14 protein-coding genes are annotated in these 16,860 nt (G+C 58.2%); 9 read left to right on the top strand and 5 right to left on the bottom strand.

Annotation, left to right across the window (positions count from 1 at the left end):
* The first annotated feature begins 9 nt into the window (after positions 1-9).
* The 4 genes from RY831_RS24485 to RY831_RS24470 all read left to right on the top strand — a co-directional run bounded on the left by RY831_RS24485 (position 10) and on the right by RY831_RS24470 (position 3,112).
* Positions 10-1,614, top strand: coding sequence for a catalase (locus RY831_RS24485; protein ID WP_326508993.1), 1,605 nt, complete (start codon positions 10-12; stop codon positions 1,612-1,614).
* Positions 1,615-1,706: 92 nt separating this feature from the next.
* On the top strand, positions 1,707-2,291 hold the full coding sequence (locus tag RY831_RS24480) for an ankyrin repeat domain-containing protein (protein WP_326508992.1): 585 nt from the start codon (positions 1,707-1,709) through the stop codon (positions 2,289-2,291).
* A 35-nt stretch (positions 2,292-2,326) separates the two neighbouring features.
* Entirely contained in the window at positions 2,327-2,668 is a 342-nt protein-coding gene (locus RY831_RS24475) for a hypothetical protein (RefSeq protein WP_326508991.1), read from the top strand.
* Positions 2,669-2,722: 54 nt separating this feature from the next.
* Positions 2,723-3,112 carry a hypothetical protein gene (locus RY831_RS24470; protein WP_326508990.1) on the top strand — a complete coding sequence of 130 codons (390 nt, stop codon included), beginning with the start codon at positions 2,723-2,725 and terminating at the stop codon, positions 3,110-3,112.
* Between the two features lie 277 nt (positions 3,113-3,389).
* Here RY831_RS24470 and RY831_RS24465 read toward each other — a convergent pair whose 3' ends face one another.
* On the bottom strand, positions 3,390-3,740 hold the full coding sequence (locus RY831_RS24465) for a hypothetical protein (protein ID WP_326508989.1): 351 nt from the start codon (positions 3,738-3,740) through the stop codon (positions 3,390-3,392).
* Between the two features lie 107 nt (positions 3,741-3,847).
* Between RY831_RS24465 and clsB the strand changes: the two genes are divergently transcribed.
* Both clsB and RY831_RS24455 read left to right on the top strand, forming a co-directional pair.
* On the top strand, positions 3,848-5,092 hold the full coding sequence (clsB, locus tag RY831_RS24460; RefSeq protein ID WP_326508988.1) for a cardiolipin synthase ClsB: 1,245 nt from the start codon (positions 3,848-3,850) through the stop codon (positions 5,090-5,092).
* Positions 5,089-6,096 carry a lysylphosphatidylglycerol synthase domain-containing protein gene (locus RY831_RS24455; protein ID WP_326508987.1) on the top strand — a complete coding sequence of 336 codons (1,008 nt, stop codon included), beginning with the start codon at positions 5,089-5,091 and terminating at the stop codon, positions 6,094-6,096. Before clsB ends, RY831_RS24455 begins: the two co-directional genes overlap by 4 nt.
* A gap of 36 nt (positions 6,097-6,132) precedes the next feature.
* Here RY831_RS24455 and RY831_RS24450 read toward each other — a convergent pair whose 3' ends face one another.
* Positions 6,133-6,954: a nucleotidyltransferase family protein gene (locus RY831_RS24450; RefSeq protein ID WP_326508986.1), complete on the bottom strand. Its 822-nt coding sequence runs from the start codon at positions 6,952-6,954 to the stop codon at positions 6,133-6,135.
* A 163-nt stretch (positions 6,955-7,117) separates the two neighbouring features.
* On the opposite strand from RY831_RS24450, the gene RY831_RS24445 reads away from it, so the two are divergent.
* Positions 7,118-7,870 (top strand): metallophosphoesterase family protein, encoded by a 753-nt coding sequence (locus tag RY831_RS24445; RefSeq protein WP_326508985.1) that lies wholly within the window; start codon positions 7,118-7,120, stop codon positions 7,868-7,870.
* A 33-nt stretch (positions 7,871-7,903) separates the two neighbouring features.
* On the opposite strand, the gene RY831_RS24440 is transcribed toward RY831_RS24445, so the two are convergent.
* Positions 7,904-9,286, bottom strand: a complete 1,383-nt coding sequence (locus RY831_RS24440) for a sensor domain-containing diguanylate cyclase (RefSeq protein WP_326508984.1) — start codon at positions 9,284-9,286, stop codon at positions 7,904-7,906.
* Positions 9,287-9,905: 619 nt separating this feature from the next.
* Here RY831_RS24440 and RY831_RS24435 point away from each other — a divergent pair.
* The gene (locus RY831_RS24435) at positions 9,906-11,111 is read left to right on the top strand and encodes a pyruvate kinase (protein ID WP_326509023.1); all 1,206 of its coding nucleotides are present in this window, start codon (positions 9,906-9,908) and stop codon (positions 11,109-11,111) included.
* Positions 11,112-11,362: 251 nt separating this feature from the next.
* Here RY831_RS24435 and RY831_RS24430 read toward each other — a convergent pair whose 3' ends face one another.
* The gene (locus tag RY831_RS24430) at positions 11,363-12,403 is read right to left on the bottom strand and encodes a LysR family transcriptional regulator (protein ID WP_326508983.1); all 1,041 of its coding nucleotides are present in this window, start codon (positions 12,401-12,403) and stop codon (positions 11,363-11,365) included.
* Positions 12,404-14,371: 1,968 nt separating this feature from the next.
* Here RY831_RS24430 and RY831_RS24425 point away from each other — a divergent pair.
* Complete coding sequence (locus RY831_RS24425) at positions 14,372-15,877, top strand: GGDEF domain-containing protein (protein ID WP_326508982.1); 1,506 nt, start codon at positions 14,372-14,374, stop codon at positions 15,875-15,877.
* A gap of 241 nt (positions 15,878-16,118) precedes the next feature.
* Here the strand turns inward: RY831_RS24425 and RY831_RS24420 are convergent, their stop codons facing one another.
* A complete protein-coding gene (locus RY831_RS24420) occupies positions 16,119-16,850 on the bottom strand; it encodes a DUF2076 domain-containing protein (RefSeq protein WP_326508981.1) in 732 nt (243 codons plus the stop codon).
* Positions 16,851-16,860: the final 10 nt, after the last annotated feature.

The raw sequence follows: 16,860 nt of genomic DNA, 5'->3' as shown, positions 1-16,860 counted from the left end.
AGGATCATCATGAGCAACGAGCGTCCTACCCTGACTACCCGCCAGGGTCATCCTGTGAGCGACAATCAGTCGCTGCGTTCCGTTGGCGAGCGTGGCCCGGCAACGCTGGAAAATTACCAGTTCCTCGAAAAAATCACCCATTTCGACCGTGAGCGCATTCCCGAGCGCGTTGTTCATGCCCGCGGCACCGGGGCACACGGCTACTTCGAGGCCTATGGCAAGATCGGCAACGATCCTGCCGGAAAATATACCCGTGCCAAGGTTCTGACCCAGACCGGCGTGCGAACTCCGGTGTTCGTGCGCTTTTCCACTGTTATCGGCAGCAAGGATTCTCCCGAGACGGCCCGCGATCCCCGCGGCTTCGCGGTCAAGCTGAAAACCGTGGACGGCAATTGGGACCTGGTCGGCAACAACCTGAAAATCTTCTTCATCCGCGATGCGATCAAGTTTCCCGACATGATCCATGCGTTCAAGCCCGATCCGGTAACCAACCGCCAGGAACCCTGGCGCTTCTACGACTTCGTTTCCCAGTCGCCCGAAACCCTGCATATGGTCACCTGGGTCAAGAGCCCGTGGGGCATACCGGCCAACTATCGCGAAATGGAAGGCGCCGGCGTGAATACCTACAAGCTGGTCAATGATGAAGGCGTTGCCCACCTGGTGAAGTTCCACTGGCAGCCGAAGCAGGGCGTGCGCAATCTCACTGCGGCACAGGCGGCGGAAATCCAGGCGCAGGACGTAGGCCATGCGACCAAGGATCTGTACGACGCGATCGACCGAGGCGACTTCCCGGAGTGGGAATTCTGCGTGCAGATCATGGCCGATGGCGAACATCCGGAACTGGATTTCGATCCGCTCGACGATACCAAGCGCTGGCCGGAGGACCGGTTCCCGCTGCTGCCGGTCGGTCGCATGGTGCTCGATCGGAATCCGGACAATGTATTCGCCGAGACCGAGCAATCCGCGTTCGGCACCGGCGTGCTGGTGGATGGAGTCGATTTTTCGGACGACAAGATGCTGCAGGGACGAACCTTGTCCTATTCCGATACCCAGCGTTACCGGGTAGGGCCCAATTACCTGCAGTTGCCGATCAATGCGCCGCAGGAAAAGGCGCGTGCAAGGACCAACCAGCGCGATGCGCAGATGGCGTATTACGTCGACGACAGCGGCGCCAACAAGCACATCAATTACGAGCCCAGTTCCCTTGGCGGCCTGCAGGAGGCGCCGAAGCCGGCGAAGGATTACCACCAGTGGGTCGAAGGCCACCTCGGCCGCTACCAGACGACGCAAACGTCCGACGATTACCGGCAGGCCGGTGACCGCTACCGGACTTTCGAGGACTGGGAGCGCGACGAACTTGTGGCGAATGTGGGCGGCGACCTGAAGCAATGCCCGGAGCCGATCCAGCTGCGCATGGTGTGGCATCTCTGGCATTGCGACGAAGACTACGGCCGCCGGGTTGCAGAAGTTGCCGGCATCGATCTGGAACGGGCCAAGGCACTGCCGCCATTGCCCGGCAAGCCGGCGCCGCATGAGCGCCGCGTGGGGCCGACCTATACCAGCGGGAAGCAGGAAACGTCTGCATCAGTGCAGGAGACCGCTTCCGCCAAATAGTGTGAAGCCGCATAACACGAGCGGCAATCCAATCTGCAGGCATATCCTGAGCAGGACATGCCCGCCGTAGTTCGGCACCGAAAGGAAATCCCATGGGAGAAAATGCGGCCGGCATGCAGCGTGGCGTGCCTGAAGGCATGGACCGCGAGACACTGGAATTCGCCCAGCAGGTCTTCGAACTGGTCCGCAGTGGTCACGCGGACCGGTTGAAGCCGCTGCTGGAACGCGGACTGCCCGCCAACCTGTGCAACCAGCGCGGCGACAGTCTGCTCATGCTGGCCAGCTACCACGGCCACTTCGACACGGCCCAAGCCTTGCTGGAGCATGGCGGCGACACCGAGCTGCGAAACGACATGGGACAGACTCCATTGGCCGGTGCCGCCTACAAGGGCGATCTTGCCATGGTGCGGCTGCTTCTCGATCACGGCGCAAGCGTGGAAGGCGCCGCGCCGGATGGAAAGACGTCGCTCATGCTGGCAGCCATGTTCAATCGCGTGGACGTGGTGGAGCTGCTGCTTGCCCGTGGCGCGGATGCCCATGCACAGGATGCGAAGGGCATGACCGCGCTGGCCGCCGCGCACGCCATGGGCGCACGCGATACGGCAGCCTTGCTCGAAAGCCGGAGCAAGCCGGCTGCTGGAAGCGGGGCGCGAGCGCCGCTTGAAACCGCCCGATAAAGTTCGGCGTTTGCCAAGTCATTCCAAACAATGTCATGACATTACTATTTCATATATCTCCTATCACGAATCGAAAGCAGACCGGCAAGATTCCTGGTAGTAGTATGCGCGTGTCTCCTCCAACTCTTCTTGAATTGGATTGGCCCGCAGCCGATCGGCTGCCGGGCTTTTTTTTGCGGTACTACCGCGTCACCCTGCCGGTCAGCCCGGCAACGCAACCGCGGGTAAGTCCCGCACCGGCGCAGGCATGCGCGGGCAGAGAGGCGTCCTTGAATATTTGCCATGGCCGCTTGGCCGATGCAGTCGACGTAGTCAACCCCATCGGAACCATCGCCGTCCTGAAAAATATTCGTCGCAGGAAGGCCCTGACGTCTTGAAGAACGGCCTATGCACCCTCAATTTGTCGGCTACAGTTTTTAACGGATGCAGCTATGAGCAGTGATCTTTGCGAGAAAGTGGATGTATCACGGATCTTTATCCATCGTTTGAGCGGACTGGCTTCCGAAGCCCGCGTTTCCTCCGTCGAGGCGGCAAACACGGTCCTCGAGGGATGGGCCGCCAATTCCTTGCAGTCGGATGCCGATCAATGCGAATTCAAGATCGTATTTGAAGACGGTTTCTGGTACCACGGCAAGATGCCGCTGACGCCATCGGGTAAACGGGTATCGCTGGCCCGCTATGTGAGAAAGCAGCTTGCCGCGCTGGCGGGCACGGAAGGCAAGAAGCGTGCTTTGCCGAAAGACGAAAGTCCCGAGCTGGCGCCGCTTGGCGCCGATGTTGCCGAATCCGCCAAGATGGCGCTCGATTATTACAATATTTGATCGGCTTTCCGGTTCCGCAACCTTCCGGCTTTTTGCAGTGAGGCGCGTGCATTGCGGCTGACAGTCGTCATGCTTCAGTATTGCCCGGTTCAAACACAAGAAGAAGTGTGTCCGTGCCGACAGGCACACTTCGATGGCGGACAATGCAACAATATCGGCAGCGTCTGCCAAATCTGCAAACCTAAGCCTTCCTGTCCCCCAGCTTTCTGCAGTGCCTCGACCGCGCGAATTGGCTCAGCCTGCTAACAAACTCGGTCAGTCCACACACCAAGCTGGTTCAAGATACGGCACCTTCTTCGCGCAGCCAATGAACGAGTTGCTGCAAACCGTGCTGGCTGATGCCGATCGAGCTCGACGTCGTGCTGCTTCCCTCCGTGTTCTGCCTGATCTGAATCTGCACCGGTGCCTTGTTGTCGGGTTGTAAAGTCACGATCAGCTGTTCATTGCCGATGTCGGTGGAGTTTTGAAGTACTGCCTTTCCCAGTTCCAACTCATGGAATGTTGATTTCATATCGTCCTCTGTGGCGAATTCCCGCACCTTGAGTCGCGCAATGCGGTAACTGTTGAAAAATGCCCAAGCCGGTCCTGAGCCGTCTACACAGTTTGTTTTGATTTCGCTGAATTGCAAGCACCCGATCGCCTCCGGACGGGATAAAACACTTTTCGACGGTAAAGATCAAAACGCCGTGTAGCGATTCTGATATTTATGACAATAGTTCATCAGGAGGTTGCGCAGTGGCTCAACAGTGGATCAAAGGCAATAAATTCACCTTGCTGGAAAACGGGGAAGAGTTCTTTCCGCGCGTCTTCGAAGTCATTGCCAACGCGCGCAAGGAGGTGGTGCTTGAAACCTTCATTCTCTATGAAGACAAGGTAGGCCTGGCGCTGCGCGACGCGCTGCTTGCGGCTGCCCGCCGCGGTGCTTGCATCGATATCACCATCGATGGATTTGGTTCTCCGGACCTGTCGGACGAGTACATTTCCAGCCTGACCGACGCCGGCGTGCGCGTCCATGTCTTCGATCCCGGCATGCGGCTGCTCGGCCAGCGCACCAATGTTTTCCGCCGCATGCATCGCAAGATTGTCGTGGTGGATTGCGAGCGGGCTTTTATCGGGGGCATCAATTATTCGGCAGATCATTTGCTTGACTTCGGTCCCGAAGCCAAGCAGGACTACTCGGTCGAAATCGAAGGACCGATCGTCGCCACCATCCGCCGTTTTGCCCATGCGGCCATGACCGTTGACAAGAGCCGCTGGCGCTGGCGCTTCAGAAAGGCGCCGCCACTGGAACAGGTGCCCATTGCCGGACGGGCAGAGGCCCTTTTCCTGTGGCGCGACAATCACCGTCATCGCAACGATATCGAACGCCAGTACCGCCTCGGCATCCGGCTTGCGAAAAAGCGGGTGATCATCGCCAATGCCTATTTCTTTCCGGGCTACCGGCTGCTCAAGGAGCTGCGCAAGGCAGCCCGGCGCGGCGTTGAGGTCGTCCTCATCCTGCAGGGCATGCCCGACATGCCCATTGTCAAGTTCGGTGCCAGCATGCTCTATTCGCACCTGCTGCGCGCGGGCGTGCGCATCTACGAATACTGCGAGCGACCCCTGCACGGCAAGGTGGCGCTGGTCGATGATGAATGGGCGACCGTTGGATCAAGCAATCTTGATCCGCTCAGCCTGGCGCTCAACCTCGAGGCCAACGTCTTCATCCATGACCGCGATTTCAACCATGGACTCTATGAAAAACTGAGTTACCTGATGCGGCACAGCTGCAAGGAAATACACGCGGAGGAACTGCAGGAGTCCAACTGGTGGCGCCGGGTGCGGGGCTTCTTTCTTTATCACATACTGCGTCGATACCCCGACTGGGCGGGCTGGCTTCCGGCGCATGCGCCCAGGCTCACCGTGCTCTCTCAATCGGGCGCCAGCCCGGCTGCGCAGCACAAGGACACCGACCGCGTTACCGAAACGGCGCGCACATGAGGACCGAAACGAGGAGGCAGGGCACATCCGCCAGCAAGGACACCGATCGGCCCGCCGGGCTTGCCGGCAAAGCGTGGTGGCAGTGGCTCAAGCGCCTGGCGAAGATCGCCTTTTTTGCCGCAGTCGCCTATCTGCTATTCACGCAGGCGCGCTCCATCGAGTGGGACAAGGTGTTTTCCGCCTTGCAGCAGCGGCCGCTGGAAGGCTTGCTGATTGCAGGCGCGCTGGCCGCGCTCAGTCATCTGCTGTACAGCTGCTTCGATCTGTTCGGGCGCCAGGCAACCGGCCACGGGCTGCCCGTTCCGAAGGTAATGACCGTCAACTTCATCAGCTATGCCTTCAACCTGAATTTCGGGTCCCTGATCGGCGGGGTGGCGTTCCGCTATCGTCTTTACTCGCGCCTGGGCCTGGACACCGAAGTCATCACGCGTGTGCTCTTGATGAGCATGATCACCAACTGGCTGGGATACCTGCTGCTGGCCGGATTGTCGTTCTGGCTCAATCCGATAGACATTCCGAAAGACTGGAAGATCGATCAGTCGGCGTTGCGCATACTCGGTTTCGTGCTGTTTCTGGCAGCGATGGCCTACGTGGCGCTCTGCGCGTTCTCCAGGCGGCGCAGCTGGAGCGTGCGCGGCAAGGAAATTACCTTGCCGCCCCTGCGGGTCGCCTTGCTGCAGCTGGGCGTTTCCTCGGTCAACTGGATGCTCATCAGTGGCGCCATCTACTTCCTGCTCGAACAGAAGCTGGCCTATCCCGCGGTGCTCGCGGTGCTTCTGGTGGCGGCAGTCGCGGGCGTGATCACGCACGTACCGGCCGGGCTGGGGGTATTGGAAGCCGTATTCATCGCCCTGCTTGCCGGCGATATGTCGCGCAACGACATGCTGGCCGGTTTGCTGGCCTATCGGGCGATCTATTACCTGCTGCCGCTGGTGATCGCGCTGTTGCTCTACCTGCTTACGGAAGCACGCGCAAAGCAAACCGCAGGCGAGGGCGCAAGCTAAGCTCCGGGGGCTTGGCTTCGGGCCTGGCGGTTATCTTCAATCCTGCTTGTCGCCGCGTCCCTCTATGGCCTCCGTCCAGCTTTCCGCATCTTCGGCCGTCATGGTGCCGGGCGGAAGAAGGCGGGCGTCGCGATATCCCCAGCGTTCGATATCCGGCAGGTACTGGGCGCGGGACAGCAGCGTCCCCTGGCAGACATGTTCCGCCGCGGGACCGGATTCCATCTCCGCGCGCAATCTTTCCATCAGCGTATTCATCAGCCAGTGCGGAACCAGGTTGTGATGGTCGGGATAGACGAAGCCGAATAGCACAAGGTGGCTGAATAGCAAACGCCAATGCGGGTCGAATCGTTGCAGCAGGCGCTGCCAGTCCATTCCCGCACTGCCGGTTCGTATCAGATGAGCAATGTCGGCGCCGTCGAACCGTTCCCTTTCCATGATGAAGGCCTTGGACCAGATGGTTTCCTCGATCGGACAGATCAGTACCGGCACGCCGAGCACTTCGGCCGGTACCGCATGCCTGAACCAGTTCTGGTCGACTTCCGCGATGCCATTGCCGGAACTAAAGATCAGGTCGACGAAATGTTCGCCGCTGTGGATCTTCCCCAGCCAATGCGGATACGTCAGCTCCGTTTCGTAGCCATAGGGTTTCATGGATTCCGTGAGGCGCTCGAAGTCGTTGCGCAGGATAAACAGATCCAGATCCTTTGTGGGCCGGGTGATCCCGGTGAAATGCGAAAACGCATAGGCTCCGCCGACCATGAAGGGTATTTCTGCGGCAATAAGGCTTCTCAGCATGTCCTGATAGAAGGCGGACGCTGTATCGTCTTCACTTACGGTCTGAGTAAGAGGTGTCTGCATATCCGGTATCAAAGCGGTTGAATATGCGAATTCCAGCAAAACTTATGCCATGAAAATGCGGTCACTCCGCTTGAGGGAACATTTCCCGATCGCGAGAGAATCCGGGAACGACTGCCGGCGATATGCATCGATCCATGTTAACAATTTCGAATCGAGGGACGATATGAGTTCATCAGAAAAAGTTCGGGTGGCCGCTGTCGGCGACTTGCATTGCACCAAGGAGTCCGGCGGTACCTTGCGCAGTTTCTTTTCGCAGGTGTCCGAAGCGGCGGATATGCTGCTGCTTTGCGGCGATCTGACCGACTACGGCTTGCCGGAAGAAGCGCATATCCTGGCGGAAGAGCTCTCTGAATTGAAAATCCCCATCGTTGCCGTGCTCGGCAACCATGATGTTGAATCCGGGCAGCAGGACCAGGTGCAGCGCATTCTCTGCGATGGCGGTGTCAAGGTGCTCGACGGCGAAGCCTGCGAAGTGCTTGGCATCGGCATTGCGGGCACCAAGGGATTCGCCGGAGGGTATGGCCGCGGGGCGCTGGGGCCATGGGGAGAGCCCGTCATCAAGGCATTTGTCAATGAAGCGATACAGGAAGCCTTGAAGCTCGAAACCGCTCTCGCCAAATTGCGGACCCGGCATCGGATTGCCATGTTGCACTACTCGCCGATCGAAGGCACGGTGCGCGGCGAACCGTTGGAAATTTTTCCGTTTCTCGGCACAAGCCGGCTGGAGGATCCGCTGATCCATTATCCGGTCCATTCGGTCGTGCATGGTCACGCGCACCGGGGCACGCCCGAGGGCAGCACCGTCAACGGCATACCGGTGTATAACGTCGCGCGGCCCTTGCTGCAGCGCGCCTATCCGGACCGCCCGCCGTTCCGGCTGATCGAAATTGAAAAAGAGGAACGCGTCGGCGTGTAAATACGACAGACCGGGTGCCCGAGGCGAAGCGGATCAGGCATCGCCGGAAGCGATTTCGACACGATTGCGGCCGCCGTGCTTGGCACGGTAGAGCGCGTGGTCGGCGGCTATGAACAGGTCGGCTGCATTCGCGCAGCCACTGCCCTTGCCGAACTGCGCGAGTCCCACGGAGAACGTGGCGCAAAATTCAGTGTCGTCGGTCTTGTGCCTGATGACTTGGAAGGCCATGCGGATTTCATCAAGTACGCGGGCCGCGGCATCGGCATCGGTTGCCGGCAGGAGAACGGCGAATTCCTCGCCGCCGTAACGTCCGACGACGTCGACGTTGCGCAGCCGGCGCTGAAGCAGGCGCGCCGCGGCGCGCAACACCTGGTCGCCGACAGGATGGCCATAGGTGTCATTGATCTGCTTGAAGCAATCCAGGTCGATCATCGCGAGCGTGAGCGGGTCTCCGCGCCGCTTGCTGCGAGTTAATTCGCGTTCGGCTTGCTCCTGCAGCGCGGCATGATTGTACAGTCCGGTCAGTCCGTCACGCATGATCAGCGCTTGCAGGGACCGGTACCGCTCGATGCGTACCGATACCGCTTTTATCAGCTCTCCATGCGGCATCGAACGCGGGAAGAGATCGTCCGCCCCGCAGCGTATCGCGTCCCGCCAAGCCTGCTGCGACGCTTGCGAATTGAGAAGGACGATAGGCAGGTCCACGAAGGTTTTGCTTTGCCGGATCAGCGAAGTCAGCTCGACACCGCCGCATCCCGGCGTTTCCACGTCCATGACCACCAGTTCGGGCCGGCTCTCTCCGAGGGCGCTGAACATGTCGAGAGGCTTCAGAAGCAGCGTGACATCCATGCCGGCGGCATGGAATGCATCGGCATAGGCAGCGGACCGGTGCGGGTCGTTGCCGATAACAAGCAAACGATAAGCTGCCTGTTCCTGCACCGGATTGAGCTTGTCGAGATAATCCACCAACGCATGTATATCCAGAGGCTTGATGAAACATGCATCGATGCCTGCGTGAGCCGCTTTCAGGCGCAGTTCCATGTGAGCATGCGATAACAGCATCAGCACGGGCAACCTGTTCTGGCAGAGAGTCCGGATTCTTGCAATCTCAAGGAGTGTCAGTTCATCGATGTTATGGCCGCAGATATCGATCAATACTGGATTGACCGGGACAACAGGAAGGTGCTCGGCGAGGTGCGCCATGCTATCAAGCGTTACGACGCGATATCCGTAGGAGGCCAACTGCAGCGACGTATCCTTGGCCAGCAAAGGATTGTTATTTACCAGATAGACCAGCCTGGCGGAGTGTTCGGCTGGATTCGTCGTTGATCGGCGCCCTAGCTCTTCATTGAATGCACGATCCGGCGTGTAGTCGAGGTCAGTTGCTGCTACAGCATAAGTATGTTGTTGATTCATTATTTCTCTGCTCGGATTCCGCGATCGGCTTGGCTAACACTTGTCAGACCTCCTCGTTTGGCTCCTGGCTGGATTGGCGTCATGCCGCGCACGCCGCCTTACCAGTCCCGGACAGGCCCATGGCCGGCAACTCACCGCATCCAGGGTCTGCGCATGCCAATTCCGCCGCGTGATGCATGGTCTCGAAAAGGCAACCGCCACATCCATATGTGGCATGCCGTGTAAAAAGTTCCACCTGTGCCGACGGCAGTCCTACAAGTGCGGGCCAACTTTCCACGTTCGCATAACGAGGCGTGATGCGAAAAATAAGAATTCGCGATTAGCCACCTGGCGGCGACATCTTTATAGTCGGCTCCGCTTTCGGAAAAATCAGGAAAGGGCGTACCCGCCCGAAAAGTCGAAACGTCAAATTTCACGGAACCGGAAGCAAGCGCTTGCCACATACCGTCATGCCCGCGGGACTCGCTGCAAATGTCATGCACATCCTGAAAAAGCGCGCAATGAGGTCTGAAGCGAGCGGGAGCCTATCGAAAACCGATAGGAAGCCGGACAGGAAGAGGGCAGGAAGAGGGCAGGAAGAGGGCAGGAAGAAGTCTTGCAGGAACGAGAAAGGGAGCGTATGCAGCAGCACTGGGGGAGAAGCCGCAGACGGCGGACGGGGATCATGGCGACTCTCGGGACATCGAGCAGCCATCCGGACGTTATCGCTGAGCTGCATGACGCCGGCACGGACATTTTCCGGCTTGATTTCGGCCATGGTTCGCCTCGCGCGCATGGTGAACGCTACCGGGCAATTCGTGACCTCGACACCGGCGCCTCGCGTCCCGCCGCCATCCTGGCGGACCTGCAAGGCGCCAGCTTCAGGTTGGGGCTCGTCATCGGAGGATTCGTCAACCTGCATGCCGGAGAAAGTCTGCGCCTCGATCTCGATGCGGCGCCGGGCAACCGCAGGCGCATTCCCTTGCCCCAACCGGAATTCTTCGCGCAAATGCGCCCGGGCGATGAAATCTTCATTGACGGCGGCGGCGTGCGGCTTCTGGTCATGTCCGCGGGGTTCGATCATGTTGAAACGATCGTGCTGGCCGGCGGCTATGTCTCGGATGCCAGACGCGTCACCATGCCTTCCTGCGACTGGCCCGGCGCATTAACCGAAAAGGACCGTATTGATGCGGTCTATGCGGCAGCCCTCGGCGTGGACTGGCTTGCATTGCCTGCGGTGTGCGGTGCAGTCGGATTTGCGGAAATCAGAAGCCTGGTCGGAGCACGGCCGCGATTGATGGCGAGACTCGACAACTCCTCCGCACTCGCAACGATCAATGAAACGCTTGCCATGGCGGACGGAATCCTGTTCGCGCGCCATGACCTCGCCATGAGCCAGCCCTGGGCCGAGCTCTGCCGTATGCAAAAGAAGCTGTTCATGCATTGCAGCGCGACAGGCAAGATGCTGGTGGCTGCTACGCAGGCACTGACGGAATGCGGCGACGCTACCCATGATCCCAGTGCCATCCTCGAAGACGCCGCGGCAGCGCTGCACTGCGGTGCGCATGTACTGACGCTGTGCTCAAGCTCGGCCGCCGGTGCTTTCCCGGTGGAGAACGTGGCCATGATAGAACGCTTCATCCGTGCCGCGGAATGCGGAATCTGTCCCGAGCACGTGCATTGCGCCATGCAAGCACAGGAAGAAACACGACTCGAGGACGTCCTTCACGCCGCCCCGAAATTCGCGCTGCCGGGCATCGCGGAGCGACTGCCTTGCATGGCAATGAAGAAGCGGTCTGGCGATCTTTATATCCAGCACGACAGCCAGGTGCCCGCACCCCGATGAGTTCGGGAGCACGGCGGAGCCCAAAGGTATGGTACCGCGCTTGTTATTGCAGTTAAGGCTGCGGCATGCGACCGCACATGCGCACCTTTAATTTCGGCGCGTCCCGATTAAATCCCTGTTTGCCGGCTTTACTGAAGCCGACATTTCATCGCATTACGGCTGGCCGTTGATAGACGAGCCGCGAAGCACAGGGGAACGTCCATGTTTGAGCCTGCATAGGGAAATCGGATTTCGCCGTCGTGCGTTTGCATTCAAGATGCGCACTCTCCGAGGTTCCAGGTGTTTTGCAGCACGGCGAGCATGCCCACGATCATGGGCTCGATATCCATGTCGGCTCGGTACACGAAGGAAAGCTGGGTGCCGATGCTGGCGTGGCTCCAGATGACGATATCGCCGCGAGCCGCGGCTGCATGGGCAAGATCTTCGCGCAGCAGCGAAAATCCAAGCCCGGCGCGAACCAGGCTGTGGGGTGAAATCAGCTCGTCGGTTTCCATCACGATGTTTGGCAACAGTCCGTGCTGTCCAAAGAGTGAAAGCAGCAGCTGATGGACGTGGCTTTTTTCCGGGGCGCCGATCCATGGCATGGCTGCCACATCGCCCCATCCGCAGCCCGGCAAGCGTTCGGCGAAGGAGGTCGGCGCGACAACCCGATATCGTATGCTGCGCAAGGGAAGGCTGGCCAGATCCGGATTGGTGACGGTACCGATATGGAATCCGGCTGTCATTTTTCTCGTCGCCACGCTCTCCAGGATCGCCATGGCGTGGGCGGATTTTGTCTTGATGTCCAGTAGCGGCAGGGTGGTCATCAGTCCGTTGAGAAAGCTCCCCAGTCTCAGAAAATCCGGGTCGCTCACCGTTCCGACGATGACGCGCCCTGTAATTTCCCCCTTGATCTCCTTTGCCCGCACTAGCGTCGTGTTGAATGCATATAACGTTTTTTCCACTTCCGGCAACAGGATTTCACCCGCCTTGGTCAGCGAAATTCTGCCGTGGCTTCGCTCGAACAGAGCGATGCCCAGTTCCTGTTCCAGCGCCTTGATATGGCCCGTGACGGCAGGCTGAGTGACATGCAAGGCATCTGCCGCCTTGGTAATGTGGCCAAGCTTGGCCACAGTCACAAAGGTGCGGAGTTGATAAATTTCCATAAACGAGACTTTTCTCCTGTTACGTCCATTCACGCCGCAAACACGCGGTCTCGGTTGGTAAACTTCCTGCGGCGCGCGATGCGGGCAATTTTCGAACTTCACCGCCCCGCCTTGGCGGTGCGTCCGCTTCGGTCCGCTCATGCGCATTCAATCGTGCGAATGACCTGACCCGTTCATCTGGCACCACACGTGCTACAAGTCGCACTTCTGAGTGGCGAATTGCTGCTTCCGGTTCGCAAGCAATAAAATTTATTTCCAGCAGGACGAACTCATCCCGGTGATGCCGGATATGCGCCTCGCGCGGAAGGCCCTGCCTCTTATCGACGCGACGGAAGTCGGCATGGCTGAACAATTCGCATCGGCGCAGGTTCAGGCGTCATCGTGTGCGTCCCTTCGCTCGCAATGAATGCATGTCGCTGCCTATCCCGAGCCCTGCCGCGCAATCAATGCAGCTTGCCGTGCGGCGTTTCTATTACTTTACAATTCGTGGCAGCGAGATTGACCACTGCCCATACAAATGCCGAAGCCATGGCGGGCAAGACCGCTGCCGGCAAACTTAAACCGCCGCACCTGTGGCCCGAGCATGTAGTAGCTCAGGTCCCTGACAGCGACCTCGCAAAGTCGCTCAAGCTCATTTATCGACGACCTCCTGCAGGTGCCATTTCAGAAGCCCTATTTCCAGGTTTTATTTAGGCAAATACTGCGGCGCAGAGCGAATTTCTTGCTTCATGTCATATCTGGCGCTGCGCCGTTCCTCATGCGTTCACGCATATTTCTATCGAGGCGGGCGTTCGGAAACGCAAGTTATATCAATTGCCAATCTCTGCTTTGCATACACCGGCATTGCCGGCGGAATCACGGCAAAAAATATCACGGCAAAAAATGGCGGACAGCTACGGCCATGCGCGTCAACTTCCCCCTGTTCGGCTCAAGAAATCCCACCGAGACTATAAAAGTCTATGCAAGTAATTACCAATCATAAAACGTGATAAAGATAAAAATATTAACTTATCGGAAAACGTTTAAACCAAGCGGACGCTTATGCCGCATCAATTTGTATTCAGCTACTTCCTCCCACCGTTGTTCACATAATCCAATGATGAATTTCCTCGCGGAAAATTAAAGCGCAAATAACGATGTCGAGGCCCCTCAATTAATTGGAATTTAATAATTCTCAATGACTAATGAGTGAATTAAAGATGCTCATATGTTTTTACTGGCGAACGGTTACAGGTTCCCGTGAACTGAGCATTCGCGCGTGCGACGTACGCGGCTAATGATTTCTCCTGATTTAAATACAACGCCTCATGTTAGTCTCGTATTTCTTGATGGTTTCTATCGCGAAGATGCGCTAAATGGTGCAGGAACGCCTGCAAGATAGGCGCATGAACAAGAAATGGCAAAGGGGCCAAATAAAATAGAACGATAGTTTTATCAGAAACGATGATATGCCGGATAACAATTTACGATTAGAGAATTTTCGTCTTCAGCCGTATATTCCTGCTTGCTCGCTGATCGACATAAATGTTTCTGCATCCAGTCTTATACAAGACGTGATTACGTTATCCGAGATGCCGTGTTTATTAGTTTGCAGCACCAGATATCGAACTTGACGGTTAGGCGTCTTCAATGCCTCGAAGTGAAGTTCCAATGGTTTTTCCGGTTGTCTCCAGGGGTCCCAGCCCCTTTTGCCCACCCTCGCGGTGGGCATTTTTTAACACAGTTGTATTGGCAGGGCATATTGGACGTTATAGCTTGAGAATGAGTGCGCTCCAAAACTCCAAGCCACCTTGAGTTCACTTGCCGGGCAGGTGCGCAGAAAATCGGAGTCGATGCGGGACTTACGTATTTGCTGCGTTTCTCCATTGATTCGCGGTGCGTTGCGCGACGACGGCAATCGGACCAATCCACGCGTGATGGAACTACAGATGCAGTCGCGACATTTATCGCGAACAGGTTGAAGGTGCGCATGCTCGTCGGATTCTTGCGCCAGCATTTTATCAACGGCCATCGACACGGACTGGCTAAGGAAATCGCACAAGACTGCCGGCAATCGGTACATGCATACCAGCATGCTGTTCTGCGCCTTGGATGAGGAACATGGTTGTTTGCCGTATGAATAAAATGCTGCCCGGTGTCCGGCACAGGACCGCCTTGCTTGGCTTGCTGGCCATCGCCCTTGTGGGCATCGTTATACTCGCTCATCTCCGGATCAAGGACAATGCGCTGCGCAATGTCGAGCGTACGCTCGATAGCCGCAATAGTATGACCAGACTGTATTTTCTCGACAAGCTGGGAAAGTATGACGTCCTGCCCGAAACCCTGGCGAGTGCCGCAGCGATCCGCGCCACGTTGCAGGAACCGACTCCCGCAAGACTTCAGGAAGCCAACCTGACCCTGGCCGAAACTGCCGCCAGCCTTGGTGCCGACAGGATCTGGGTCATGGATTTGGTGGGCAGGGTAGTCGCGGATAGCAAATGGCGTTCGAGCGATGCCGGCGTCGGCAAAAGTCTCGCCTATCGTCCCTATTTTCAGGATGCGGCCGCAGGAAAAACCGGCCGATTCGTCGGGGTGAGCGTTATCGGCCAGACTCTGGGTTATTTTCTTTCGAGGCCAGTGGTCATCGACCGTGCAATACGCGGTGTCGTGGCGCTTCAGGTTTCATGGCCGTTCAAGGACTACGAAGCGTTGTTGTGGGACGACTGGAAGGTGCGCGAAAGGCTTGCTCTGGTTGCCGACCCCAATGGCATTCTGCTGATGAGCGGCGTCAGTTCATGGACCTACAAGACCATCGCGCCGGCCAACCCGGAACGCATGGCCCGGGTACGACGGAGCCGGCAGTATGGCGACCGCGAATTCCTCCCGCTCGGCATGAAGGTGGGAACGATGGTGGCACCAGGCATGCGCTTCGTCCAGTTCGATGCGCTGCCAGAAAAGACCTATCTGCAGAAGGCCTATGACATGCGAGAGATCGGCGGGCGTGTCTACTTGCATGTCGACGCGGAAGACTACCGGTCCACTGTCAACAGTCAAACCGGACTTGCCGCGCTGGCGGCAGCTGTCCTGTTCCTGGGAGCCTGGTTTCTTGTCGAACGCTTGCGGCTCCAGGCCAAGCTGCTGAAGGCAGCCATCAGGGATCCGCTAACCGGACTCTATACCCGCCTGTACATGCAGGAGTGGCTGCATGATGCGGTCAATGCGCATGCAAGGCATCAGGAACGCGGGTTTTCGCTGCTGCTGTTCGACATTGATCGTTTCAAGTCCATCAACGACACCCACGGCCATATGACGGGCGACGATGTCTTGCGAGGAGTCGCGCAGCTGATCGGCGGCTGCGTGCGCACCGAAGATCTCGCGGTCCGCTTCGGCGGAGAGGAAATCGCCGTTTTCGTGCGTATCGCGGTGCGGGAGGAGGTTGCGATTCTCGGAGAGCGCATCCGGGAGCAGGTCGCACAGTCGGGCGTCATGACCGCACGCGGTCTAATCCAGGTCAGCGTCAGCGGAGGCATTGCCACCCATGCGGCAGGCGAAACAACCGCCGCACTTTTCGAGCGCGCGGACCGCAAGCTGTATGAGGCCAAGCGTGCCGGCAGAAACAGGGTGTTCTCGGAATGGGATTAGGAAAGCCGTCGCCGGCGCGCTGGCAGCATCAATGGCGAAAGGATGCAGAGCCTAGTGGTGCGATTGTTAAATGGGTTGGCCAAACGATGAACGAGAATCCGATGAACAAGAATTGCGCCGATACCGCGTCAACATTGCGCGCAAAATGCTTGCAAGGGCGCGGCCTTGCTGTGCTTGTTTCCTTGTCTCGACACGATTTCGCCACATTTGCCTTCAATAAAATTTCAACTCGCTCCGCTAGTCAGACTTCATAGGAATCGCTATCGAACCCACCGCCGTCGAAGCCGCTGCTGTCGCTCATCAGCGAATCATCCAAAGTGCCGGTGCCGTGGTCGTCCGCCAGTGATAATTCCTGGTTGCCCGCCGGCTCCGCATTGTTCAAATCATTGCCCCCGGTCTCGGCTGCGGGAGTCTTGTCAGCCAGCGACTCGCTGTCTCCAGGCGTATTGTTTCCCAGCAGGTTGCCGATGCCATGAAACAGGAAAGCGCCGCCGGCCACGCCCGCCGCAGTCGCCGCCATCGTGCCCAGCATGCTGCCTCCGCCGCCAAGAAAGCTCGACCTGCGTCCGGGCATGGCTCCCATGCCGGGCTGCATGCCCATGCCGTTGCTCGACCATTGCGGCTGCGCGGGATTGGACAGCGGACGGCCGGTCACCGATGTTTCCACCGGCCTTTGGGCAGACGCGGGAGCCGATGCATGGTTACCCCAGGCATTGGCATCGAGGAAGCTGCGGCCGGTCGCGGTTTGCGCAGCCTGTCGGCCCTGCGATTGGAATTGGCTGATCTGCTCCTTGGCGGCATTGAGTGCCTGTTCGAGAATCATGGTGCGCTGGATCAGCAGATAGGCGGCATCGGGTTGCTGAGCGATCGCTTGTGCGATCATGCGGTCCGCTTCGGGATCCTTTTCCACGCCGCGAATTCGCGTAAGTTGCGATAGGAGTTGCTGCAGCGCCTGGTTTTCTTGAGGGGTCATGATGTGCGTC

The sequence above is a fragment of the Noviherbaspirillum album genome, from assembly GCF_035916955.1.
GTDB lineage: Bacteria > Pseudomonadota > Gammaproteobacteria > Burkholderiales > Burkholderiaceae_D > Noviherbaspirillum > Noviherbaspirillum album.
This window is presented reverse-complemented; position numbering and strand designations above follow the sequence as displayed.

What these genes read in the sequence shown, in the direction of transcription:
- RY831_RS24475 (WP_326508991.1), top strand. Translation starts at nt 2,327, where the DNA reads ATGACATTACTATTTCATATATCTCCTATCACGAATCGAAAGCAGACC.
- RY831_RS24425 (WP_326508982.1), top strand. Translation starts at nt 14,372, where the DNA reads ATGAATAAAATGCTGCCCGGTGTCCGGCACAGGACCGCCTTGCTTGGC.
- RY831_RS24445 (WP_326508985.1), top strand. Translation starts at nt 7,118, where the DNA reads ATGAGTTCATCAGAAAAAGTTCGGGTGGCCGCTGTCGGCGACTTGCAT.
- RY831_RS24480 (WP_326508992.1), top strand. Translation starts at nt 1,707, where the DNA reads ATGGGAGAAAATGCGGCCGGCATGCAGCGTGGCGTGCCTGAAGGCATG.
- RY831_RS24435 (WP_326509023.1), top strand. Translation starts at nt 9,906, where the DNA reads ATGCAGCAGCACTGGGGGAGAAGCCGCAGACGGCGGACGGGGATCATG.
- RY831_RS24485 (WP_326508993.1), top strand. Translation starts at nt 10, where the DNA reads ATGAGCAACGAGCGTCCTACCCTGACTACCCGCCAGGGTCATCCTGTG.
- RY831_RS24450 (WP_326508986.1), bottom strand. Translation starts at nt 6,954, where the DNA reads ATGCAGACACCTCTTACTCAGACCGTAAGTGAAGACGATACAGCGTCC.
- RY831_RS24470 (WP_326508990.1), top strand. Translation starts at nt 2,723, where the DNA reads ATGAGCAGTGATCTTTGCGAGAAAGTGGATGTATCACGGATCTTTATC.
- RY831_RS24420 (WP_326508981.1), bottom strand. Translation starts at nt 16,850, where the DNA reads ATGACCCCTCAAGAAAACCAGGCGCTGCAGCAACTCCTATCGCAACTT.
- RY831_RS24430 (WP_326508983.1), bottom strand. Translation starts at nt 12,403, where the DNA reads ATGCGCATGAGCGGACCGAAGCGGACGCACCGCCAAGGCGGGGCGGTG.
- RY831_RS24455 (WP_326508987.1), top strand. Translation starts at nt 5,089, where the DNA reads ATGAGGACCGAAACGAGGAGGCAGGGCACATCCGCCAGCAAGGACACC.
- RY831_RS24440 (WP_326508984.1), bottom strand. Translation starts at nt 9,286, where the DNA reads ATGAATCAACAACATACTTATGCTGTAGCAGCAACTGACCTCGACTAC.